The organism is Sporocytophaga myxococcoides DSM 11118 (assembly GCF_000426725.1).
In the GTDB taxonomy this organism is placed as follows: domain Bacteria; phylum Bacteroidota; class Bacteroidia; order Cytophagales; family Cytophagaceae; genus Sporocytophaga; species Sporocytophaga myxococcoides.
In genome coordinates this window covers 1-23,851 of record NZ_AUFX01000019.1, presented here as the reverse complement: position 1 = coordinate 23,851, position 23,851 = coordinate 1, and the positions used below count along the sequence as shown (strand labels likewise).

Below are 23,851 nucleotides of genomic sequence, written 5' to 3'. Positions count from 1 at the left end.
ATGGGATGTTTTTATTATCAACCAGCTATGGTGAACTGTAAAGGTAAGGAAGTTTTGTGAAGAGACAAGTATTTTTATCCATAAAAATTATATGTGTTACGAAATCAAGAACGATTCAAGCTCATACATACAGCATTACATGCCCTTCACTAATGCTCAGTCTGGATTTTGACCTGTTTCTTTAGGTTAAACATTTTTGCTTAACTTTATATCAATTTAAATGTAGGAGATCCTCTAACATTATGATAAAATTTTCAAGTATTGCGACAGTTGTGTTGTCATTGATTAGCTGCAGAACTGATTTCTCAAGAAAGCCTCCTGAAACTAACATCAATACTAGTGTCATCCAGGATACTGTATATATAAAAAAATGGCTTACAAAAGTTATTACTGGCTATGTTAACACTGATGACTTAAATCTGGCTCATGAGAATTTGCGGACAGCGTTGACTGAAGACTACTATAATTATAAGCAAGAGGCAATTACTTTAGAATATAGTGAAATGACTGAAGAAGAATTTTATCAGAAGTGGAAAGCAAAGTATGATACGAGGTATGTAGGCAGTGGCGGTTTCTTTACTTCAGTTAAGGATAATGGATATGTAGAGGTCTCTATTTGCAAGCACTTAAAGTCTTTGGGAGACACTGCGAAAACTTTCCATACAGTAGTTCGAGACCTTCGTTGGAAAACTGATTATGTGATGGACATTACTGTGGTCATTAAAGAGAATAAACTTCTTATTGATGATGTAAAAGAGTATAAATGAATTCAGCATCTAACATTGGGTTGTAGAAGGTAGATAATTATCAAAGATTTTCGTCCAGTGCAGATACAGAGCGAGGAGTGGAAGTGTAAGAGATTGTCAGGCATCATTGTAAAGGAATGTTTTGACGCAGAAGACCTCTTTTTTGTCGTTTTTATACCCTATTCATTTTGTAGTTAAGTGATACATTTAAAAGTAAAAAATAAAAATCATGGCAGTTATCAATCCACACATTAACTTCAACGGAAATGCAGAAGAAGCATTTACATTTTATAAATCTGTATTTGGAGGAGAATTTACAAAGATTATTCGATTCAAAGATATAGCAAGCACCGAATTTCCCATACCGGAAAAAGAAGAAAATAAACTTATGCATATTGCTTTGCCAATCGGTAAAATCAATAAGTTATTGGGTAATGATGTCCCTGAATTTATGGGGAAAGTAAATGAGAATGAGAATAGAAGTAAAATTTCGATAAGTACAGAAAGCAAAGACGAAGCTGATAAATTATTCAATGGTCTTTCGGCAGGTGGAGCAATAGAAGTACCTTTTACCGAAAACCCTGGAGGTTCATATTTTGGTATGTTCAGAGACAAATATGGCATTGAATGGATGGTGGAGTTTGAGCCAAAAAATTAATGAAAAAGTATGGAGGATAATAAATGCCTAACATAGGCTTGACGCAATAGATTCGGCCGGTGCAGACACCATAATCTCAAGCATTTATACTGTCATACTGAGCCTGCGAAGAATCTTATAATAACAAAATAACTAGCAAGAACAATTACAATCTGCCAGATAGGTAAGTTTTGATTTTTTTGAAAGCTCAGATATTTCGCAGGCTCAGTATGACAAAGTATAGAACCCTTAAGCTGATTATTTTCAAACACCAACCGAAGAGTAAAAATTGTCTGAACTTTGATTTTTGTGATTAAATGATGGGCTATGATTATGTTGTATTTTAAAATCATAATCGTATATAAGAATAAAACCTTTACAATTTCCCAATTGTCAATCCACTTTCCTTCTTCTTATTGATTCGTACCTTCAAACCAAGTTCAAAAGAATCTACCCAGAGTGGACTTTGAGTCAATAAAGAAGAGTTATAAGCCATACTGAGTGCAAGAGGATATTTTTCACCGGGAAGCCCATAGACCAATTGAAACGTGATGCCTCGTCTTTGATAATATACAAAGCCTGCCTCATACATATCCTGATATATGATGTTGAAGCCGCCAATAAGCTGAGTGGTTATTTCTGGCAATACCCTTACCAACATATATTCTTTGAGTGACCAGTAAGGGCTGATATCATGTTTGTACATACCATACATATGATAGAAACGTTTCGCCTGTTGCGTCGACTGTAATGGAGTTTCTTTAGAATTGGGAAACTGCATCAATGCACTTCCAATTTCCAATTCTTTATAGTTTATAGTTAATCCAATATTTCCATCGGGAAGAAAAAAACTGCCCTGATTTGATGAAGAAGGTGTCATATAGATCCTGTTCACAAACCCTAGAGACAATCCGGCAGACATATTGAGATCATGGGTAAGCGCCAATTTATAGGCATAGTTTGCAGAAGCCCGGGAGGTACTGATATATGGGCCTTCTTTTTCGTTGGAAAAATTTAACCGAACCAATTGTTTGTTCTGACCTTTACCGTCAAAGACTATGGCGGCATTCATGTCAAATATGGCTAGGTTGGATTCTTTAAGTTTAAATTTATAAATGCTACCCAGTATATATTTACCTTCGAGAGGTATATAAGCAGGTGTAACCAAAGGCATGTTAAAAGAGTAAGTAGCTGGGATATCAGGATATAAAGGAGCTATCTGTGCTTTGCATGTTACAAATTTCACAAATAAAATCCCCCAAACCCATAGACTACGAGCCATTTACTGATGCAAAAATTAAATTACACATTATTTTTTCTGACTTTCGTTACTAATTCAAAGCCTGAGATGTTTCAATATTGCAGATGAAAATAACAGAAAAAGAGATACCTCATTTGATTAGGGCCGGTCAGGATCAACAGGTAATTTCCCTGCTATATAAAACAATTTTCCCGAAAGTAAAAAAATATGTGGTGTCGCACGGTGGAATTGGTGATGATGCTTCAGATGTCTTTCAGGACTCCATTATGTACCTCTATTCCCAGATTATGAGCGGGAAGTACGATGAAGAAAAGTACACCATAAACGGATATTTATTCACCCTTTCAAAAAACAGATGGTTGAATAAATTAAAGAGAAACAAACGATTTACATCTGTAGAAAACCACGATGAAACGCTTGCTGAATCCATTTCTGATCCGGATTTTCAGATTGTTGATGAGATTAATAAAGGCGAAAGTCTGATCAGATCTATCTTTTCAGGATTAGGCGAAAAATGCATAGAACTGCTGACCTACGACATATTCTACAATATGCTGATGGAAGATATAGCCCTGAGAATGGGATTTTCAACTGTAAGTGCAGCGAAAATGCAGTTGAAACGATGTAAAGACAAATTGGATCTTGAGTTGGAACAAAAACCGGAAATAAAAAGCCGATTGCTTAATGAGTTATCCTAAAGACATATATAATAATCTTGATGCTTTTCTGAAAGGAAATCTGCAAGGTGCAGAACTTCAGGAATTTGAAGCGGCATTGCTGCATGATCCTGAACTCGCAGAGAAGGTTGAAAATGCGCGCTTTCTTCAAAAACTGGTTTTTAAGAATAGATTGCTTACTATCAAAGATTTAGCTAAACAGGAAGAAGTAAAGTTAGGAAATAAAAATAAGTACATTAAAAAGGGTATGGTTGGAGGTGCGCTCCTTACTTTGATCTTAGTGACAATAGGCATACTACAATACAATAAAAAAGAAGACACAGCTGCAAAACAATCTATAGAAAATTCTGGGAATGAGCAGAAAGTAGGAGGGAGCAGTGCTATTGAGAAATCATATGTAGAAAAGAAACCCAATCTGGAATCACCGATTGTTCATTCCGAAAATAATAAAATGCTAAAAAGCAATAATGCCGGGATTCCACCATCCGAAAGTTATAGTGTTATAGTAGATACGATACTGCCTAAAACACCTGCTGACAATGCCGATATCAAACCAGAGGTTTCTAAATACGAGGATACAAAATATATAAGCATATCTGGCACAAAGGCCAAAGATGAAAATATCCAACCATGTGACCTGATACAGTGGAAGGCCCAAATCAATACCACACCTGCATGTATTGGTAAGACAAATGGTAAAATTGAAGCTATAAACATTTCAGGAGGCACTGTGCCATATACTCAGAATCTGTTTTTAAATGGGAGAGAGGTTTATAGCAATTCAGGACTTAAAGCTGGAAATTATGAGTTGCTGATAACAGATAGCAAAAACTGTCAACAGCGTTTTACTGCGCAGGTAAGCGAAATAAGCTGCCCGATCAATGATTATTTTAATCCGTCTTTTGGTGAAGTCTGGAATATTCCGGTGACTGATAAAGCAGGAAAATTGACTATCTATACAAAGTCAGGAACACCCATTTATCAAATGGATTTGAAACGTAATACAGTTGCTACCTGGAATGGAATAGATAAATATGAGCGATTGGAAGCAGGATATTTTATATTTGTGATCGAGTACGAAGATGGAGAAGTTTTAAAAGGAAGTGTGACAATTACATTATGAGTTCTATAAAAAAACATATTGCTTATTGTTTATTGATACTGATAGCTCCCCTAACAGGCTTAGCTCAGACCTACTATATCAAAGATGATGGGTTCAGACAATGTCTCACTGATCTGGAGCCGACTTTGGTAAACAGCCAGAAGGAGTTAGATATTAATGCGGCAGCAAATTTTACACATGATATTATTTGTATCAATTATAAAATGAGCAATGTAGACGGAATACAATATTTCATCAATACAAAACGTCTGAGTCTTACTCATAACCAACTCTCATCGCTGGAAGAAATATCAGGATTAACCAAACTGGAGGAGATCACTATCAATGAAAATACAATCACTCAACTTCCAAACCTGAGTAATTTCAATAATCTGAAATCAATAGATGCAAGTAATAATGCTTTGTCTAATGCTCCAAACCTGCCAGTACCAAGCTCTTTAATGTATTTGAACCTGAGTCAGAACAATCTTCCTTCTTTCCCTGATCTGAGCAATCAACTGAATTTAACTTATTTAAATCTGGCAGGTAATATCAATATTAAGGTTGTTCCAAAACTACCTGTATTAATAAAACTGGAAGAGTTACATCTTTATTACTGCGGATTAAATGAGGCACCAGTAATAAGCAATCTCTCTAATCTGAAAATTTTAAACTTAGGCTTTAATTATCTCAAAACATTACCGGACTTTAGTGCAAACCAACAATTGAAAAGCATATTTGCCAATGATAACATGCTTGAATCATTTGCAAGTATGAATAGTCTGCCGAATCTTGAAAAGGTAGGATTGTTAAATAATTATCTGAGTTATGAAGATTTCATACCTTTGTTGAATATTCCAACATTTAGAGACATCTATAAAATCGCACCTCAAAAAACTTTCCCAAATCCTTTATTTTCCAATTATCTGGAATACGATACCATCAATCTAAAAACAGGAATAGCCAATCAGATAGCAGGCGTCAATTACTCCTGGTATTACAACAATAACCGAATCTGGACTGGAAATGCAGATACATTATCCTTTCCCAATTCAAGCATAAGCCAAAGTGGAGATTATTATTTCACCCTTAATCATCCCGATTTTCCGGATCTGCCCATCACTTCTGCGGTAAAGAATGTAACTATATCTGAGTGTCTCATTCCTTCTCACATAAGCAAGGAAGTCACCGGTGCTACTTGTGTAAAACCTGGTTCTATAAAAGTATCTCCGGGCCTGCAGCCTAAGAATAATCTGTCTTATATACTTGAAAGTAAATCAACCAAAATACAAGTAACCTCAAAGGATGGGAATTTTAATAATCTCAATAATCCTGAATACCGCTTATATGCCAAAGCCGGTGATCGATGCATAAAGCTGATAGACGATAAGATTATACTTCCAATAGAAGCCTGTAAGGAAGCCTTTTTTTCTCCCAATAATGACGGTATCAGTGATATTTATTTCTTCACCCAACAAGGCAAGGCAAAGGTATTTAATAAATGGGGTCAGGTTATTCAGGAACTATCAGTTCCTGTCGAATGGGATGGTCGATTAAAGGATAATTCAATTATTCAAACAGGTTATTATACCATCGAAATCAATAATGGGGAAGAGAAATTTCATTTGTCGGTGGTTTATTGAATTGTTGTTAGATAGAATTTTCAGGAAATACTTTCCTCATGCAAAATCATTGTTAAGCTAATTCATTACAATTTATAGCACATCACAATCTTCTTCATATCCACCAAGGAAGGTGTTCTCTTGAATAATATTTTTCAATATTATCAAAATCTCCAGCCTCGTTACATTCTTTTAGGTAACTTACTGCTTTCAATGATTCTTCTGTATTCAATAAGTTAAGATAATTTAAAGTTTTGTCAACACCTGCAAATACCATAAGTTGAACATCAATTCCGCAATAAGTATCAAAGTCTATGTTTTTAGCCTTCCAAATTAAAAGGGAATCTTCAATCTTTTCGTTTAGTCCAAGCAGATAACAGGCATACATAATATTTTCTTCGGCTCCAATTTTAGTGTCAGCTATTTTTCTTTTGCTTATTATTTTATCCAAAAGTGTTCTGGCGAATTCTCTATTCGGGTTTGTTATAAAATATTCAATTGCTTCTTTTCTCAGACTTTCATTATTCAACATTTGAGTGACCTGATCATCATCAATATCAGATGAAATTGAAAAATTGTCTTCGATTTCTTTAATAGTCATTTTGGTTATATTGTGCCTATGCCTAATAGTTAATACATACACCCAATTGTATGTATAATTTCATTTCTAACTACAATTTACCAGTAATTTCAAAATCGACAAAAGATGGTTGGTAGATTGCCCTGAATATAATTTATATAGTAGTGTGTGGGATTATGGCAGTAGGAAAGGATTTGGTAAGGGTGATGTTGATTGAGAATAGAGATATAATCGCTATTCTCGGAAATCCTCTTTGGAAACGAGGACTATTGGCGTTGTGGCCTGTCAGGCGACAAGCTAAGATGTAGTGTGCTTGTTTGGGATTGAAAAAAATCTCAAATTGAAGGAATAAGAGGTGTGTTCGGCCTCGTCCGTGGCATGTCCACAGGCAGGTCATGGTGCGACTTGTCTAGATGTGCATGTACTTTAAACCATGTTTATATTCCATATTGCATAAGCAAATCCGATAGTAATTTATCATTGTCATTGTTATTAAGATCAATTCCTATTTTATAATCTTCAAATTTGAAATAATAGTTGTTGCACATAAAACAGTCTAGCTTGTCAATATTATTCACTCCTCTGCTAATTTCCTCTATTACCCTATCCTTTCCTTGTTTTTTAATCTGAAGTTGAAAAAATCTGCGATCTATTTCATTTTTATATTTTTCAAAATGGAATAGTCCATCTTTTAAGCAACTTATGGCACTATCAATATTACCAATTGCCTCATATGACCTAGAATAATTTAAAAGTTTTTTTTGCTTGTATTCCCAATAACCATTTCCGCAAGAAAAAAGCCTTTCATACTGAACTTCATTGTGGGTATCTTTAAACTCCAATATTTTACTTGAGAAATACTTATAATTTCTTGAATCACCTCTTTTAAAATAGATATCAGCATTCAAGCAATAATAATCATAATCTGATTGTTTAGGTGCCAATGGATTTAATATTAGCCATTCATTATCGACTGCATCAATGTAAAAGTTCTTTTTAAAGTACATGAATCCTGATATGGTAAAAATTACTATTCCTAAAATTATTTTGTATTTCATGTTCATTCTAAATTACTATTAGCTGCTGTATTTTTTTAAGTCAATTTTAAATACCATCTCCTTAATTTCTTTCCCCTTAATATACTTGTCAATATGATATTTTAGAATTAATGTGTCATTAATAATTTCTGTTTCATCAAATATATACTCAGGAAACATATAGTTGTTGTTATCTATTCCTTTCTCGATTTGACCTTTATCAAATTCAATTTTATACTCTTTTCTAGTATCAAGGTTGTAAATTGTCAATGAATTAAAGTCCAGCATTGAGTATTTATCATAATTGCTGTTTGTTATAGTAACTATAAATGGTGAACTTATACTGTCACTTACATAGAGGGCTCCTCCTAAATATTTGATTAGATTTCCAGTTGTCTTGTCATATAAGTAATAATCCACAGGGTCACAACATCCGGAATTTACTTTATTGGTATAAAGGTAAGTGTTCTTGAATTCCTTAAAATAAACTTGTCCAATTCTTGTCGTCAGTTTTGAATTTTCAAATGTCAACCAAGAAGAATCGCAATTAAAAGAATTGTTATCTAATACCTTAGGTTCACAGCTGATTATTTGTTTCAGTACTTCCTTCTTTTTGCAATCACAGAATTGTCCCGATACGGATTGCGATATAAATATGGTGAAAAATATAACAAGAGATGTTTTCATAATATTGCAGCTAATTAGTCAATACATATACCCAATGGAATGTATAATTTCATTCCTCAAAACAAATTACAAGTAATTTCAAAATCGAATTTGCCCAACACAGAGTTTTTTTAAAAAATTTGTTACTTCTAACTTTTTCCAATTACTCATCCATTGCATTTCCTGACATACTATTCTGTGATAGATGGAATCTTGTGAATAATCCAGAAAAATATAAATGGTCTTCAGCTGACTTTTATGAAAATGGAATATATGAATTGGAATATTAACTCATATATGAAAAGGTTTTAGTGGAAAGAAAATTGTGGCTTGTAAGGGATTGGCCACGGTGTAGTCTGAGTTTTTAGGCAGACATTAATTAGTTTATAGGAACCTCTACTGCGCTAGTGGTATAGTGCAGGATGGCATATAAATTTTTAGCGAGTGGATTGTTCGGCAGGAATTAATCTCTAGCAAAGTCCACCAAATTCCTGCGGAATTCTGGTGACCCAAAACTTAATTTAAATTTCAGCAGGTATTTTGGGTAATTCGTTTAGTAAATTTTCTCCACTGACGGGTGTTTGCAATGATAATAGTATTTTGCTACTTTTGATAGCAACTTTTGTAAGCAACTTTTGTAAGATAGTTTTTATAGTACTATAACACCTAAAACCAATATGAATATATTTCAAAACACTAATACGTCGAAAAAAATTAGCCTTTTTAAAACACCGATATTAATTTTTTTATGGCTTATGGCCTCCAATAGTTCTTTCGGTCAGATCCTATTCAAAGAAGTGTCACGCAAAGACAGAATAATACCATTACCAATTGCAGTGGATAGAATAGGAAGATTGGTGGCTGTAGATTTAGACGAAGACGGAGACACAGACTTTGTCAGCGGTGACGTCGAAGGTAATCTACACTTTTTTAAAAATACTGAAGGTTATTTTACTGAAGTTATTGGCGAAGAAAATATACTGGATACAATCGATGCCGGCATATTTACATCCCCGGCTTTCGTTGATGCAGACAATGATAACGACATGGATATGGTTCTTGGCTTTGGATCTTCGAGTTCAAATACTCTAAAATATTACGAACGAATAGGTAATGCTTACTACTATAGAACAGGTGATGAAAGGCCTTTTTTCTTTGGTTCAATGTATCATCCCGAATTCGTAGATTTGGATGGAGATGGTGATCTGGATATGGTCACAGGTGAGCCGTCAGGTTCCTTTGAATATGCTGAAAATGAAGATGGAGTATTTTTTCAAAAAGCAATTAGTGGACAGAATCCTCTCGAAAACATTTATGTAAGTGGATACTCTTCTCCTGAATTTTACGATGTAGACGGAGATAAAGATCTTGATTTAGTCAGTGGTGATAAAGATGGTAAGTTTAATGTATTTTTAAATAATAATGGAACCTACGAGAAAGCAGAGAATGCTGCAAACCCTTTCTCTAATCTTAGTGTAAACTCATTCTCTACGCCTTTCTTTTTTGACATCGATGGAGATTCAGACATGGACTTGATAAGTGGTAATGGAACAAACCATTTTGAACTATTCCGTAATGATAACGGCACCTTTGTTCACGTCATTCGAGAAAACCCACTGTACGGTTTTGATGCAATAAATACGTCAACCCCGACTTTTGCGGATATTGATGGTGATAATGATTTAGACATGATCAGTGGTAGTCTGAACGGAGCTTTTAAATACTACCAAAATATTGACGGAGTATACTACGAAATGCTAGGTAAAAACAATCCCTTTGGTACTATAACTGTGGCGAATAACGGTTCTGCAACATTTGCCGACTTGGATGGAGATGATGATTTAGATATGATGACTGGAGATGACGATTATACTTCAAGGTATTTTAAAAATGAAAATGGTGTGTTTATAGAACAAGCCGACAATGCTAACCCTTTTGATGGTATATTTTTAGACAAAGCAACAAAACCTTTGTTTATCGATTGGGACAACGATAATGACATGGACGTACTCTGTGGTAACTTACAGGGAGATATCATTTATCTGGAAAATGATAATATGACTTTCACAAAGAAAACCGGAGTAGACAATCCTTTTAACGGGCTTAAAGTAGGGAGCCACTCAAGTGCAGTCGCGGTCTCCGATCTTGACAAGGACGGTGATATGGATATTCTTATGGGAGATTTTTTTGGCAAATTATACTACTATAGAAATGACCAAACCGGGTTTACGCTCTTGTCAGGCATAGATAACCCTTTTGAGTTTTATAACCAAAGCAACCACGATTATGGAGCAGCCCCTGCCTTTGTTGATTTAGACAAGGATGGAGATCAGGATTTGATAGTGGGAAGATCAGACGGTACATTCTACGAATTCAGAAATGAATCCATCATTGTATCATCTATAGAAAAGAAGGTGAATGCAACTAAAACTCTTACTATTGCACCAGTTCCCACTTCATCCAGCCTAAACGTATCTGACAATGGATCGTATGTTATCCTGAATATGATGGGGATCATCGTGCAAAAAGGCTTCATTAATGACAATCACTTAAGTGTAGATAAATTGCCAGTAGGACAGTATATCTTAAGAATTGGTGAGAGTAATACCAAGTTCATTAAAGATTGATAATGGGGCTTATTATAGTTGGTCAACTTCAGCTTTTTTTACCTAAAACCAGTACGATAAGGGTTTTTGACTATTAACTTTGATACAAGCAAAATCCTAAATATAAAGTCAGAACTTTTGTGAAGTATTAGACTTGCATTATATAGTTTAACGCTGACAGGTTTGAAACCCTGTCAGCGTTATTTTTCAATACCTGTTAACGTGTTCATCTTTTATAAGATGCTTCAGTCCTTTGCCTAGGCTATTTGTCAGAAAGTCTCCCGATTTTTTACAATGTGTAGTAAGATTTAATAACAAAGGATAATTCATCTTCATCCGTGGCCTGTCTCCTGACTTAAAGTATCTACACATTTTATTTTGACATTGCACATTCATTTTAAAGATATTGGAGATACTTTAGTCCTAGTCCATGGCCTGTTCCTGACAAGCCACTCTGAATAGATGGAATCTTGTAAAAAATCCAGAAGATCATAAATGGGGCGTCAGTTAACTTTTCCGAAAATGGTATAGATGAATTTGGAATATTAACTTATTCTATGGAAAGGTTTTAATGAAAAAGAATTGTATCCTGTCAGGGGAGGCCACCAAGAAGGAAAGTTCCTCCGATACAACTAACAAGTACTTGACATAACTTAAGTAAAAATCCACTAATAGTGATTTTAAACAAATACCCTGTATTAAAGATTTAACTTATAAAATCTTCAAAAGTTATAAGTGATTTTTAAAGATTTTTAACTGATAAAATTCATATAAAATGGGTGAAAAATCATTAAAGGATTATGCGGACTTCCTTAATAAGAATTATAGTGATGATATTTATAATTTCTATTTGTCGGAGATAGAAAGTGAAAGTTTAAATATAATTCCAATTTATAACATCAATAAGGAAGACCGTGAAAAATTAGTAAAATTTGAAATACAGAATTTTATTGCTCTACTAAAAGACAATAAGATAATCAATGGACTTAACGAATGGAATAATTCTTTTAAAACAGAAGGATTATATTTTCCAGAATATACAGAATGGGAAGTCTCTCAGGTTATCTCAATTTTCAATAACAGAAAAAAAAGTTTGAATTTTTTTTTATCTACTTATGTAACCCAAGTGGCAGATGCTATAGAATTGAACAATGAAATGGATCATTTTTTTTCGGGTCAAGTGAATGCGCTTATCAAAATTATTGAGGACCTTCAAAAGAGAAACTTACAAGAATTGAAGGTAAAAATAACATCTACAGAAAATTTATTAAACCAGGCAGAATCCAGCTCTCACATTGGTCATTGTGAATTAGACTATGTAAGTGGAAAAGTTAAATGTTCTGAAGAATTTTATAAAATTTTAGGAGTTAATCTGGATTTTAAGCTGGAAATACCGTTTCTTAAAAATTTGATCAATAATGAAAATGATTTTGATCCTTTCCTTAAAGAAAGTATTCCCTCCTATAAAGAAGATAAGACAAGTATTCATGAATTTAAAATAAAAAGACCGGATCAACCAGATATTCAATGTATGTCCAATGAATTCCCAGTTGTTGACGATAGCGGCAACATTGTCGGTTCAAAAATCATCATTCAGGATATTACAGATTTAAAGGAGATTGATAGTGAATTAAAAGCCAAGGACAACTTAATAGATAGAATTATACAATATTCTCCTACCTTAATTCTTATTTATGATATTGAAGAAGGTAAAATTGTATTTGTAAATGAAGTAGTTCATCAACTTTTGGGTTATTCTGTTAAAAGTATATTGGATCTAAATATAAAGGATTCTATAAGTACTTTCATTCATGAGGATGATATTGTCTTGGTAAAAAAAAGAATTAAAAGCTATTCTGATATAAGTATGAATGAGGTTGAGTCTATTGAATTCAGAGTAATTGACTCAAATAAAGAGGTGCATTGGTTTCATTCGAAGACAATAGTCTTCAATAGTATAAATAATAATGTAAAGCAGATTTTAATCAATGCAACTGAGATAACCTCATTTAAGAAATTACAAGAGATTATTTTTCTTAAAGAAGCTCAATATTGCAAGCTCAGGAAATCGCCAATATAGGTAGCTACGAATGGGATCTCACAAATGATAAGGTTCGCGCTACTGATGAATTCTATAAGATTTTTGATCTGGATCCAGAAAAGGAGTTGAAAATACCCAATCTAATTAATTCCTGGGATGAAAATGATATTAAAAAATATTCTATTCCCTGGTTTAACTCATTTTCCGACAATTCAACTTTTGAAGCAGAAATTAAATTAATACTTAAAAATAATAAAGTAAGGTATATTCTTAAGAGAGGAAAAACATTCCTTAATCAGGAAGGAAAGCCAATAAAACATATTGGTACAGCAATAGATATAACAAATTTTAAAAATTTCGAACATGATTTATTGCAAATGAATGAGGAGAACTTGAGAATTAAAGAGAACTTAGAAAAAGCTCAAAGTGAACTAATAAAAAATAATTTGAAACTGGAAGAAGTAATTGAAAGAAGATCAAAAGAGTTAATTTTGAGTCAGGAACGTTATACTTCTTTTATTAATCAAATACACATAGGAGTGATTCGTTTTGAATTTAAAAAAATTCCCTTCATAGATACAAATTTACCTATCAATTTCCAGATTGATTTAATTATAGAATATATACAAATGGCAGAAGCCAGCAATTATATGTCATACATGTTTGGATATTCTTCTAGCGATGAATTAGTAGGGAAACGGTTAAAAGATTTAATAAATTTTTCAGATGAAAGAGTAAGAGAGTTATTGCAAAAATTTATTGAAAATGGCTATAAGTTATCTGATTTAGAGATATGCGAAAATGATTTTTTGGGAAAGAAAAGACATTTTAGAATTAACTTAGTCGGTATTATAGAAAATCACAAAGTTTTAAGAGGATGGGGAATAGTGCAGGATATTACTTTAAAGCGAGAAGCACAGGCAGCTTTAAAAGAGAGTGAAGAACGTTACAAAATGCTGACTGAAGAAATACCTAATATAGTATGGACAACCCTACCAAATGGTAATGTAACTTATTTTAATCAGAAATATTACGATTATACTGGTACTACAAAAGAAATGAACAGTGATTGGAACTGGAAAAATTTAGTTCATCCAGATGATCAAGAAAGAATTTTAAAAATATGGGAAGAACATCTCAAAACCGGAAAAAGATATGAAGCAGAATATAGATTGAGAAGATTTGATGGAGCTTATCTTTGGCATATGGCAAGAGGAATCTCTTATAAAGATAAAACGGGCAAAATTTTATATTGGCTTGGAATCCTTATTGATATCGATGAGCAAAAGAAGTTGTCTGAACAATTGAAAAGAAGAAACGAAGATTTGGATAATTTTACTTACACTGTTTCACATGACTTAAAAGCTCCTGTTTTAAATATCGAGGGCTTATTAGGTAACCTGAAAGATAATATGAGTGAAGATTGTAAAAAGGATAAGGAAACGAAAGAAATTTTGGAGATGATGAATAGTTCGATTGAAAAATTTAAAAGTACCTTATATGACTTAATTGAAATTACAAAAGCTCAAAAAAGCAGTGAAGAGGAATTTATTAATAATAGAATGATAGAAATTCTTGAATTTACTGAAGGAGTATTAGCAGCACAGATTAAGAACACAGATGCAAAAATTATTTCAGACTTTAGCGAAGTGCCTATAATAAAATTCCCAGTCAGTTCACTTCGTAGTATTATTTATAATCTTATTAATAATGCAATTAAATACCGTTCTCCTGATAGAAAACCTGTTATAAATATTACTACCAAAAGATTGAATCAATCTTACATACTCTTAACCATTCAAGATAATGGTTTAGGATTTGATAAAAATCAAGTAGCCAACGTATTTTCGGAGTTCAAGAGATATCATAAAGATATTGAAGGATCTGGTGTTGGATTGTTTATTGTAAAGAAGATAATAAACAATGCGGGTGGAAAAATTGAATTAGAAAGTGAAAAGGGAAAAGGATCGTCATTTAAGGTTTACTTTAAATCATGATTCAAAAATGACATTAAACATCAGCACCAAATTCGAGCGTACCTTTACCCCGTGACCCGCCCTCTCACAGGCCTCTTTGCAGATCACCAATGGACGTCAGCTAACTTTTCCCAAAATGGAATAGATGAACTTGGAATCTTAACTCATTATATGGAAAGGTTTTAATGGACGGAAAACTGTGGGCTGGCAGGGGAGAGGCCACTGTGTAGGAAGAATGACAAATAAAAAAAGTAACCCAGTATCATTTAATGCAGAACATTTGGAAAGCCGCTGAGGCAATGGCTGGAGAGGAGATTCTATCCAGTTTTAATATCTGCATCTAAAAATAAAATGTTTTCATATTGTTGGCTAGTGATTTTTTTTCTAATTTTGACTCAATCAATATGACAACTTTACAAGTTACATATCGTCCTTCATCAGCCGTAGCAATTGCCTGATTGCAGACCCACTGAATTTAATTTCCTGCCTGGGTCTGTAAATAATCGTTTCTATCAAATTCCAAATTCTTATCAAAGTCGTGTGGTATGATTTATTCCACACCTGAAACTCATTATTATTATGGCAATGCTAAAAAAATATGGCTGGACTAATTTTCAACAACAATATGTTGATCAGCATAATAAAAAAGATTTGTCCGTAGGGCGTGTTATTTCCATTCAGGGATTCAAATACTATCTTATAACAGAAAAAGGTGAAACTGAGGCTGAACTATCCGGAAAACTGTTATACTCGAACACCCAGGATGAGTTACCCAAAGTAGGTGACTGGGTATTTTATATGGATTATGATCCCACAGGATATATTATAGAAGTTTTTAAGAGAGTCAATGCTTTATTCAGAAAAACTCCAGGAACAAAAACTGAAAAACAGATCCTTGCAAGCAATATCGATTATGCATTGATCGTGCAAGGGCTTGACCGGGACTTTAATATGATGCGGCTGGAAAGGTATCTGGTTCAGATTACAGCGTGTGGAATCAAAGCAGTTGTGATTCTCAACAAAACGGATCTGGTTGATCGTCCTGAAGAGTTTATGGCAGAAACAGAGAAGCTTCAAAGAGATTCTCCGGTTTATCTCTGCAGCACCTATACCGGATACGGACTGGAAGTAATTAAGCATGAAGTGCTGAAACCTTTCAAAACGTATATTCTGATAGGATCATCCGGAACGGGTAAAAGCTCCTTGTTGAATTCATTTTCTGATAGATCTATACAAATTACTCAGGAAACCAGCCAATCAACTCAAAAAGGCAAACATACAACCACTGCTCGTAGTTTGTATCGGTTATCTAACGATAGCCTGGTAATTGATACACCAGGAATGCGTGAGTTTGGGGTTACTTCTAAAGAAGGGAAAGATGAATCAGAGTTATTTCCGGTAATTCATAAACTTGCATCTCAATGTCTTTACGCTGATTGCAAACACATCCATGAAAAGGGATGTGCGGTTACAGCTGCTATCGTAAACGGAACGCTTGATAAACATGTTTATGAAAGTTATCTAAAACTGTTGAAAGAACAGAACCGTTTTGAAGTCAGCGCCGCAGATAAAAAGCGTATGGATAAGCAGATGGGAAAAATAGTACGGGAGGCTAATAATTTTCGGAAAAAATATAAGTCGTGACCTTCTGAATTAAATTATAAAAATAGCCGCGAAGAGCGGCTATTTTAAGTAAAACTTTTTTTGATATAATTATAACCACTTCTTGTATCTTGTATATAAAATCTAGGTCACAGTGTAGAAGTTCCTTGTTATTTCTGTTTGTTTAATTCTTCTTTTAGTTTTTGCACACTAACACCTCCAACAGCAATATCTTCGTCAGGTTTTTCATTAATTGTTATAAAAAACAAATGTCTTGGTATTCCTGTAATTTCAACAGATATGTCTGTAAGTTGTGTTATAAGTTTATCTTTTACTTCTCTTGATAGTTTTCCTGCTGTAAATTCGATTATTGGCATATGTCAGAAAGTTATTTTAATATTAGTTTAAATATACTTATAAAGTCTCATCCGTGGCCTGCCCCATGACAAACCACTCCGTATATATGGAATCTGGTAAAAAAATCAGAAGATCATAAATGGTCGTCAGCTAACTTTTTCGAAAATAGCATAGATATATTGGAATATTAACTCATTATATGGAAAGGTTAGTGGAAGGAGAGTTGTGGTTTTTCAGGAGACAGGGCAAGGTGCAGAATAGCGATACAATCGCTATTCCCGGAAATCCTTGTTGCAATCGAGGACTATTGGATGCAGCTGTCGTTTTTTCAGTCTACATTTTACTTTCTATTCATTTCTTTTACCAATGTTTCTATAAATATTTTAGCGTCCCGATGTTTTAATAAAGAAGCTGATTGTCCAGTCCAGTAAGATTTAAAGTCTGGATTTGAGTTTTCGGTTGCTGGATATGCTTTTAATAAGCCCATAAACTTACTTTGTAAAGGATATGGTGCAAATAAGTCTTCGTGATTTTTTAATTCCTCTGTAAGCCTGTTTTTTATTCCTCTTGATAACCTGCCAGTAAATACTTTTGTAAGTGTTGTGTATTTCGCATCTGATGTAAACAACTTGTCTTTATGGTCTTGTGAAGCATTGGATTGTGAAGTTGCCAAAAAAGCAGTACCCATTTGTACGGCATCAGCACCTAATGCAAATGCCGCTTTTATTCCTCTTGAATCTGCAATTCCTCCTGCCGCTATAATGGGAATTTTCACGTTGTCTGCAACTTGTGGAATCAGTGAAAATGTTCCTGTCAAAGAATCTTCTGCCGACCTCAAAAACGAAACCCTGTGCCCACCTGCTTCAAAACCTGTGGCAACTATTGCATCAACTCCTGCATTTTCCAATGCAATAGCTTCATCTAAAGTTGTTGCCGCACCAACTGTTTTTATACCAAGTCTTCTACAATTTTCTAAAATGTTTGATGAAGGTATGCCATAAACAAAGCTAAATATTGCTGGTTTTGCTTCATAAATTGCTTCGATTTGTTCTTCAAATTTAGCCCCAAGATTAGTAGGTCTTTCTGGCATTGGCAAACCTAATTCATTAAAATATGGCTTAAATAATTCTGTGAGTTTTTTGTAATCATTTTCGCCAAAAATTGCTAAACGGGCATCTCTGTCGTTCACCCACAAATTGATATTAAAAGGCTTATTGGTAAATTTTCTTATTTCATTACAGGTTTTAATAATTTCTTCTGAAGAAAAGGGTTGTCCTCCAAAAGAACCTAATCCACCTGCGTTTGAAACGGTGCTTGTAAGTTTTACAGATGATAGCCCACCACCAAATGGACCTTGCACTATTGGGTAATCTATTTCCAAGAGTTTAGTAAATTTTGTGTTATTCCACATTGTCTTTTCACTATTAAATGTTGACTGATTTGCAAATGATGAAAGCGAAGTGCTTGAAAGACCTGCTAAAACAATTGCTTTTCCGCACTTCGCCTTTTCGTATTAGTTTGGTCTATGCTTGACCTACAAGTTTGAATTGCAACACAAAATCATCATAAATTAGTTTGTCGCCCAAGTTGTCAATAAATTTACCCGAACCATAACGAATATTGTACAATGTTCTGTCAATTACCATTTCGCCAAGTGAATGCAAGGTGTCCGTAAATATTTCAATAGAAGATATAAAACTGATTGGGTGTGAAATGTCTTTGATATTGAGATTTCCATCAATTTTAAATTTATTGGTTTCAGTTTTACTTGAACCATTTATGGTTAGTTTAGCAATTTTGAATTTATCAACTGAGAAAAAATCATCGTTTAATAAGTGTGCTAAAAAATCTTGGTTAGTTTTTTGGTCTTCAATGTCGGTAATCACAATTGAGGTCATATCTATTTGGATTTCTCCGCCTACAATAATGTTGTCTGTAATTTCAATAAAGCCATTAGCGATATTGATACTTCCTGTATGTAACCCTAAAACTTTCTTGCCAGTCCAGTTTACGGTGCTACTTGCTTGTTGAATTTGAAATTTTGCCATTTTATTTTTTTTGTTTAAAATTTATGGCACAAATTTCTATTGAAAACAATGGAAGCAATAGGACATACATCACAACTTTTGGGTGATATACCTCACATTATTTTGAAGAAGAGTTAAGTCTGCTAAGTGTTTCTCTTGTAACACCTAAATAAGAAGCAATAAGTTGTTTGGGAACTTTTTGGAAAAGCTGTGGATATAATTGTAGTAATTGGTCGTATTTTTCTTTGGCGTTATTGCTCAATAAAGAAAGTATTCGTTGTTGTAATGCAACGTTACGTTTATTAGTTTTCTTTCTAAAAAAGTGTTCTATTTTATGGATTTCTGCACAAAGTTTTTCCCTATTCTCAAATGATAAGCAAAGTAATTCGCTGTCTTCAATGCAGGAAATATTTACAGTAGCTTTTGATTGGTTGTAATATCCTTGATAATCAGTAATCCACCAGTCTTGCATCCCAAATTGCAAAATATGTTCTTTACCATTTTTGTCTGTAAAGTATGATTTTAAGCAACCATTCAAAATGAAAAAATCGTTTGGCACATTTTCTCCTTCCTGAATTACAAATTGATGTTTTTTGAATTTCTTTGTCGTGAAGTGTGACAAAATATAGTCAAACTCCGTGTCTGTTAGCAGAGTTATTTTTTCTATTTGTTTTCGTAAAATATCGCTCATTCACTCTTGATTTTAGTTTGTTGTTATTGTGTAGGGTGTCCGTTACACTTGCCACTAATGTCTAGTGTATAAAATGTGCCGGATTTAGAACCACTTCACTATCTATCAGCACCGAAACCCGCACGCCTTTAAAATTAATAAAATGTGCGGAACTTAGCTGCACTGCTCTCAACTTCTGCACATCTACCGGCATATTTTGTACACATTGTTAGTGGCATGTTTTTTATTTTTTATTTTCTAATTCTTTCTCCAATCATAGAGCCCATCAAATACTCCACCATTTAAAAATCTATCCATGAATTCTGAAAAATTATTAGTTAGATCAACAGCTGTTTCCGCATTATTGTAGATTGAATACTTGTTATTGTTAATCTCATCAACAGTCAATGTCCACATGTCACAATAAATCATGTATTCTGCTATATGAAAATCCTTGGGGTTAATTAAATAACTATCAACGTCTTCTCTTCTGTCAATTATTTCATCTAATGGTATTATCCTAAACATGTCCTCCTCAGATTCAAATCCGTTACAATATTTATAGAACGTTTTTATATCATCAGGAAGTTTAATATTCATCACTCGTTCAAATGAAACTATCTCTTCCAAGGTAGCTTTATTATAAAGGGTTATTCCTAAAGTTTTTTTATCCCTTTCAATTCTTAAAATAATATGTTCGATTGTTGGTATCATAAATTGCCACTAACTTCTTCAAATATGCACTCAAGTACTACAATCTCTTCAATTTGGAAGGATATGCGCACATCGGGTGTATCTATATTTCATTTCTTACTACAATTTACCAGTAATTTCAAAATCGACAAAAGGTGAATTTGACCCATCTTCTATATTTTTTTCAAAATTTCGTTACTTATAACTTTTCCCAATTGCTAAGTAAAAAAATCATGAGCAATTAATGATCTGATTTAGTATTGCTTGAATCAAATTGCTCTTCTAAAGCTCCAATGATTTTAATTAATAGATAAATCAAATTTCTTTAACAATATTCATTTATATGAAAAAAACGCTACTCTGTATATTTTTCATTTACATCAATCTTCAGCTGCTATATGCTCAAAAAACAGTTTTTACTCCTACCGAATGGAGCAATCCTGGTCACGAATACTATGGCAGGATGGCTTCCAGCAGGATGTATGAATCTAAGAACTTTGTACTCTATTGGGGTGATTTAGTGGGTACCAATCCACAAAGTGCTTCCGATGCGAACTTGAGGTTTAATCCGGTTGCCGTTGCTGATACGTTTGAATTTATCTTTAATCGATTTATTACAGACTTAAAATTCATCAATAACGCACCGACCACAAATTTTGGCAAATACAAAACACCTGTCATTATATTAGGAACTTTTTCCGGTGGCGATGACCGCACTACTGGTTTTGCTCATGCCAGCAGTTATAGCAATACCTTAGGTGCAATGTTCGTACATCCTTCTGCGGTTAAAGATGGGGGAGCTATCAGTCATGAATATGCTCATGCTTTGCAAATGATGATGAGGATTCAGGAAAACCCGGGAAATGGAAACGCCTTTTCAGGATATGATTGGGCAGGTCCGTTTTTTGAAGGTCATGCAAATTATATGCGAGCACAAGTATATCAAAAGTGGGCTAACATTGATGGTACTCTGACTCGCTGGATACAGACCAGACACTTTATGTGGTCTTCCAATAGACATCATTATACCAATTACAATCTTTTGTTTTACGTTCAGCAAACAGATGGTTTTGAAATGACCAGAAGGCTTTGGGCTGAATCTAAAAATCAGGAACATCCATTGGAAACCTTAAAACGCCTGAAGGGATTTACACAAGAACAACTCAATGACTATTTGTATGGCTATGCATCAAGAGATGTGACCTTTGATTATCCTATTCAGTGGAATAGCACAGTAAATCAGAATAGTAACTTTGGTAAGGTAATGAGACAAACCTATCAGGGAATCAAAAATAGTCTTCCGAGATATACCAGTCGTCAATACACCTTGTTAGATAAGGTACAAGGAACAACAGATCATTTTTTTGTGAATGAGAATTGGGCGCCTCAGGATTATGGCATGAATATCATTCCTCTTTATCCTACATGTACCGGAACGGATAAAACAGTCTCTGTTAAATTCAAAGGACATACAGAAGTGAATCCAACATATGCAGGCTGGAGATATGGATTTGTGACCACTAAGACAGATGGAACAGTTTCACGCTATAGTCCTATGTATTCCAGCGCAGATGGTGAGGCTTCATTTAATCTAAACACTGCGAGTGAAACAAACATTTACCTGGTTGTATTTTCAGCTCCTAAAATACATTCCAACTATAACATGGATGTTGGTTATCCAAAATACAGAAGATATCCTTATGAGCTTAAAATTGCCAATGCTGTACCTGAAGGTTATCAGGCTTCAGCAGATTTTAGAAAATGGAGAAAAACAAATGGGAAGCTTCACTCAAATGGAGGAGGTTGGATCTCAAACAATGCAAATGTAGCCTCTACAGCATATGTTGGCCCTTATGCGATGGTTTTAGGTAGTACAGTTTCAGGTAATGCAAGAATAGAAGGCTTTGCTACTGTTGAAGGTGGAAATGTAAGTGGGAATGCAGTAGTGAAAGATAACGCAGCTATTTACAATGCTACCATCTCAGGAGACGCAGTCATTTCAGGTAACGCATGGATGGAAGGCGGAACTGTGACGAATACTGCTCAGGTAAAGGGCAATGCAATGGTTTGGTCTGCTACTTATGGCAACAATGTGATTGTGGGAGGCGATGCAGAGGTTGGATCTTGTTCTACTAATGGAGTTTATTTACAACCGACTTATTGGAGAAATGGACGTACCGAGTGTGATGGCAAAGGAGCAACAGATGCTTCCAATGTTGATATCAATTCAGGCTTTACAAATTTTACTGCTAACCAAATGGCATTTACTGCAACTCCGGCTTGTACGACAGTAGCACTAAAAACCTATACGCTTTCAGTTTCTGTTGTTGGTTCGGGTACTGTCACTCCAACTTCCGGCACATATGATGAAGGTACAACAGTAATACTGTCAGCAAAGCCTGCTTCCGGATATTTGTTCACTGGCTGGAGTGGTAATGCTTCCGGAACAACCAACCCGCTTTCGGTAATAATGGATGCCAATAAAACCATTACAGCAACTTTCACCGCAATACCGATTCAAACCATTACCTATACTGCTGAGATGCAGCCTATGTCTGATTATACGCCAACAGTTATTTCTCTGAACTCATCTCAGATCAGACAGATATTCGGTTTAACGGCTGCACAAATCACCAGTGAATTTGCGAATAAAACTATTAAATATTTTGGTGTCAATACTGATGGAACGCTCGACTCTGTTTCTACCGCCAACGCACCTGGTCATTGGTATAATAAAACGGGAGCAATCACAACTTACGGAACCAATGCCTATATCTATTCTGAACTGGACATGAGCAAACTGGTTGCAAATGTGGGGCAATATCCTGGTAAAGTTATGGATGGCGAATCTTATACATTCAAACAAGCCCTTGTGTATACCAAAAGTGCTACGGATATAAAGCAGATTACTCTTGTCTTCAATATCTCTATTACCTCTGTGATTACTGGCCTAGATGAAGCCAATGACGAGGTTAGAGGTACTATCTATCCAAATCCAAGTAGCGAAAGTTTCAAAGTTGAGCTTTCTAGACCTTCAGACATTTCAGTCTACTCTTTGGATGGACAAAAGCTTGTGGAGTATAAAAATGTTAGGTCAGTAGTTTTTGGCGATCAATTAAAAGCAGGGACCTATCTTGTGAAGACTGGAAATAAGTTTTACAAGATTGTAAAAGAATAGTTGGATTAGTTATTGAAATCCTGTTGAAGATACTGAACACTTTAAGTAAAAGCATTCCTGCGTGTCTGGTATTTCGATCCGACATCACAGGAATCTTGGATGAAAGGAAAGTCAGTAGGGCAGGATTCGAACCTGCGTGCTCCTCCTTCCAAGGGAGTCTAGATAAACCTGACTCCTATACCTACTGATATAATGTATATGTATTACTAATACTCTTGGGTGATTTCGGGACTCGAACCCTGTTCTCTACATTCACAGTGTAGCATTTTACCTGTTAAACTAAAACCACCATATTGTTTTCCCTCATGGATTCGAACCACAACGCTCTCCTTCAAAGGGAGATGTCCTGCCAGTTAGACGAAGGGAAAGTCAG

19 protein-coding genes and 2 tRNA genes are annotated in these 23,851 nt (G+C 34.5%); 10 read left to right on the top strand and 11 right to left on the bottom strand.

From position 1 onward, the window contains the following. Positions 1–242: 242 nt before the first annotated feature. Both K350_RS0118090 and K350_RS0118085 read left to right on the top strand, forming a co-directional pair. The gene (locus tag K350_RS0118090) at positions 243–767 is read left to right on the top strand and encodes a hypothetical protein (protein WP_028981108.1); all 525 of its coding nucleotides are present in this window, start codon (positions 243–245) and stop codon (positions 765–767) included. A gap of 208 nt (positions 768–975) precedes the next feature. Next, on the top strand, positions 976–1,404 hold the full coding sequence (locus K350_RS0118085; RefSeq protein WP_028981107.1) for a VOC family protein: 429 nt from the start codon (positions 976–978) through the stop codon (positions 1,402–1,404). Positions 1,405–1,759: 355 nt separating this feature from the next. Here K350_RS0118085 and K350_RS0118075 read toward each other — a convergent pair whose 3' ends face one another. Continuing rightward, entirely contained in the window at positions 1,760–2,665 is a 906-nt protein-coding gene (locus K350_RS0118075; RefSeq protein WP_028981105.1) for a type IX secretion system membrane protein PorP/SprF, read from the bottom strand. An 83-nt stretch (positions 2,666–2,748) separates the two neighbouring features. Between K350_RS0118075 and K350_RS0118070 the strand changes: the two genes are divergently transcribed. From K350_RS0118070 to K350_RS0118060, 3 genes are read left to right on the top strand one after another with little or no spacing between them, the layout of a single operon-like run. Then, positions 2,749–3,342: an RNA polymerase sigma factor gene (locus K350_RS0118070; RefSeq protein WP_028981104.1), complete on the top strand. Its 594-nt coding sequence runs from the start codon at positions 2,749–2,751 to the stop codon at positions 3,340–3,342. Further along, the gene (locus K350_RS0118065; RefSeq protein ID WP_028981103.1) at positions 3,329–4,444 is read left to right on the top strand and encodes a hypothetical protein; all 1,116 of its coding nucleotides are present in this window, start codon (positions 3,329–3,331) and stop codon (positions 4,442–4,444) included. Before K350_RS0118070 ends, K350_RS0118065 begins: the two co-directional genes overlap by 14 nt. Next, complete coding sequence (locus K350_RS0118060; RefSeq protein WP_028981102.1) at positions 4,441–6,066, top strand: gliding motility-associated C-terminal domain-containing protein; 1,626 nt, start codon at positions 4,441–4,443, stop codon at positions 6,064–6,066. The genes K350_RS0118065 and K350_RS0118060 overlap by 4 nt, the downstream gene beginning before the upstream one ends. Positions 6,067–6,160: 94 nt before the next feature. On the opposite strand, the gene K350_RS31465 is transcribed toward K350_RS0118060, so the two are convergent. The 3 genes from K350_RS31465 to K350_RS0118040 all read right to left on the bottom strand — a co-directional run bounded on the left by K350_RS31465 (position 6,161) and on the right by K350_RS0118040 (position 8,349). Then, positions 6,161–6,646 carry a hypothetical protein gene (locus K350_RS31465; RefSeq protein ID WP_028981101.1) on the bottom strand — a complete coding sequence of 162 codons (486 nt, stop codon included), beginning with the start codon at positions 6,644–6,646 and terminating at the stop codon, positions 6,161–6,163. Positions 6,647–7,062: 416 nt separating this feature from the next. Further along, positions 7,063–7,683 carry a hypothetical protein gene (locus K350_RS0118045; RefSeq protein WP_156027091.1) on the bottom strand — a complete coding sequence of 207 codons (621 nt, stop codon included), beginning with the start codon at positions 7,681–7,683 and terminating at the stop codon, positions 7,063–7,065. Between the two features lie 18 nt (positions 7,684–7,701). Next, positions 7,702–8,349 carry a hypothetical protein gene (locus K350_RS0118040; RefSeq protein WP_028981099.1) on the bottom strand — a complete coding sequence of 216 codons (648 nt, stop codon included), beginning with the start codon at positions 8,347–8,349 and terminating at the stop codon, positions 7,702–7,704. Between the two features lie 734 nt (positions 8,350–9,083). Between K350_RS0118040 and K350_RS0118035 the strand changes: the two genes are divergently transcribed. From K350_RS0118035 to rsgA, 4 genes are all read left to right on the top strand, one after another. Beyond that, on the top strand, positions 9,084–10,955 hold the full coding sequence (locus K350_RS0118035) for a T9SS type A sorting domain-containing protein (RefSeq protein WP_028981098.1): 1,872 nt from the start codon (positions 9,084–9,086) through the stop codon (positions 10,953–10,955). 754 nt (positions 10,956–11,709) lie between these two features. After that, positions 11,710–13,014 carry a PAS domain-containing protein gene (locus tag K350_RS0118030; protein ID WP_028981097.1) on the top strand — a complete coding sequence of 435 codons (1,305 nt, stop codon included), beginning with the start codon at positions 11,710–11,712 and terminating at the stop codon, positions 13,012–13,014. Continuing rightward, positions 12,987–14,972: a PAS domain-containing sensor histidine kinase gene (locus tag K350_RS31460; RefSeq protein WP_051313301.1), complete on the top strand. Its 1,986-nt coding sequence runs from the start codon at positions 12,987–12,989 to the stop codon at positions 14,970–14,972. Before K350_RS0118030 ends, K350_RS31460 begins: the two co-directional genes overlap by 28 nt. Before the next feature lie 558 nt (positions 14,973–15,530). After that, complete coding sequence (gene rsgA, locus K350_RS0118020) at positions 15,531–16,595, top strand: ribosome small subunit-dependent GTPase A (protein ID WP_028981096.1); 1,065 nt, start codon at positions 15,531–15,533, stop codon at positions 16,593–16,595. A 128-nt stretch (positions 16,596–16,723) separates the two neighbouring features. On the opposite strand, the gene K350_RS0118015 is transcribed toward rsgA, so the two are convergent. The 5 genes from K350_RS0118015 to K350_RS0117995 all read right to left on the bottom strand — a co-directional run bounded on the left by K350_RS0118015 (position 16,724) and on the right by K350_RS0117995 (position 20,321). After that, positions 16,724–16,930 carry a tautomerase family protein gene (locus K350_RS0118015; RefSeq protein ID WP_028981095.1) on the bottom strand — a complete coding sequence of 69 codons (207 nt, stop codon included), beginning with the start codon at positions 16,928–16,930 and terminating at the stop codon, positions 16,724–16,726. Between the two features lie 320 nt (positions 16,931–17,250). Continuing rightward, the gene (locus tag K350_RS0118010; RefSeq protein ID WP_028981094.1) at positions 17,251–18,321 is read right to left on the bottom strand and encodes an NAD(P)H-dependent flavin oxidoreductase; all 1,071 of its coding nucleotides are present in this window, start codon (positions 18,319–18,321) and stop codon (positions 17,251–17,253) included. A gap of 112 nt (positions 18,322–18,433) precedes the next feature. Beyond that, entirely contained in the window at positions 18,434–18,958 is a 525-nt protein-coding gene (locus K350_RS0118005; RefSeq protein WP_028981093.1) for a YceI family protein, read from the bottom strand. Between the two features lie 97 nt (positions 18,959–19,055). After that, positions 19,056–19,628, bottom strand: a complete 573-nt coding sequence (locus tag K350_RS0118000) for a Crp/Fnr family transcriptional regulator (protein ID WP_028981092.1) — start codon at positions 19,626–19,628, stop codon at positions 19,056–19,058. Between the two features lie 237 nt (positions 19,629–19,865). Beyond that, the gene (locus K350_RS0117995; protein ID WP_028981091.1) at positions 19,866–20,321 is read right to left on the bottom strand and encodes an SMI1/KNR4 family protein; all 456 of its coding nucleotides are present in this window, start codon (positions 20,319–20,321) and stop codon (positions 19,866–19,868) included. 322 nt (positions 20,322–20,643) lie between these two features. Between K350_RS0117995 and K350_RS29430 the strand changes: the two genes are divergently transcribed. After that, positions 20,644–23,478, top strand: coding sequence for a DUF6055 domain-containing protein (locus tag K350_RS29430; RefSeq protein WP_081671058.1), 2,835 nt, complete (start codon positions 20,644–20,646; stop codon positions 23,476–23,478). Between the two features lie 111 nt (positions 23,479–23,589). Here the strand turns inward: K350_RS29430 and K350_RS0117985 are convergent. Beyond that, positions 23,590–23,665, bottom strand: a tRNA-Pro gene (locus K350_RS0117985). A 31-nt stretch (positions 23,666–23,696) separates the two neighbouring features. Then, positions 23,697–23,767 (bottom strand) — tRNA-His (locus K350_RS0117980). Between the last annotated feature and the right edge of the window lie 84 nt (positions 23,768–23,851).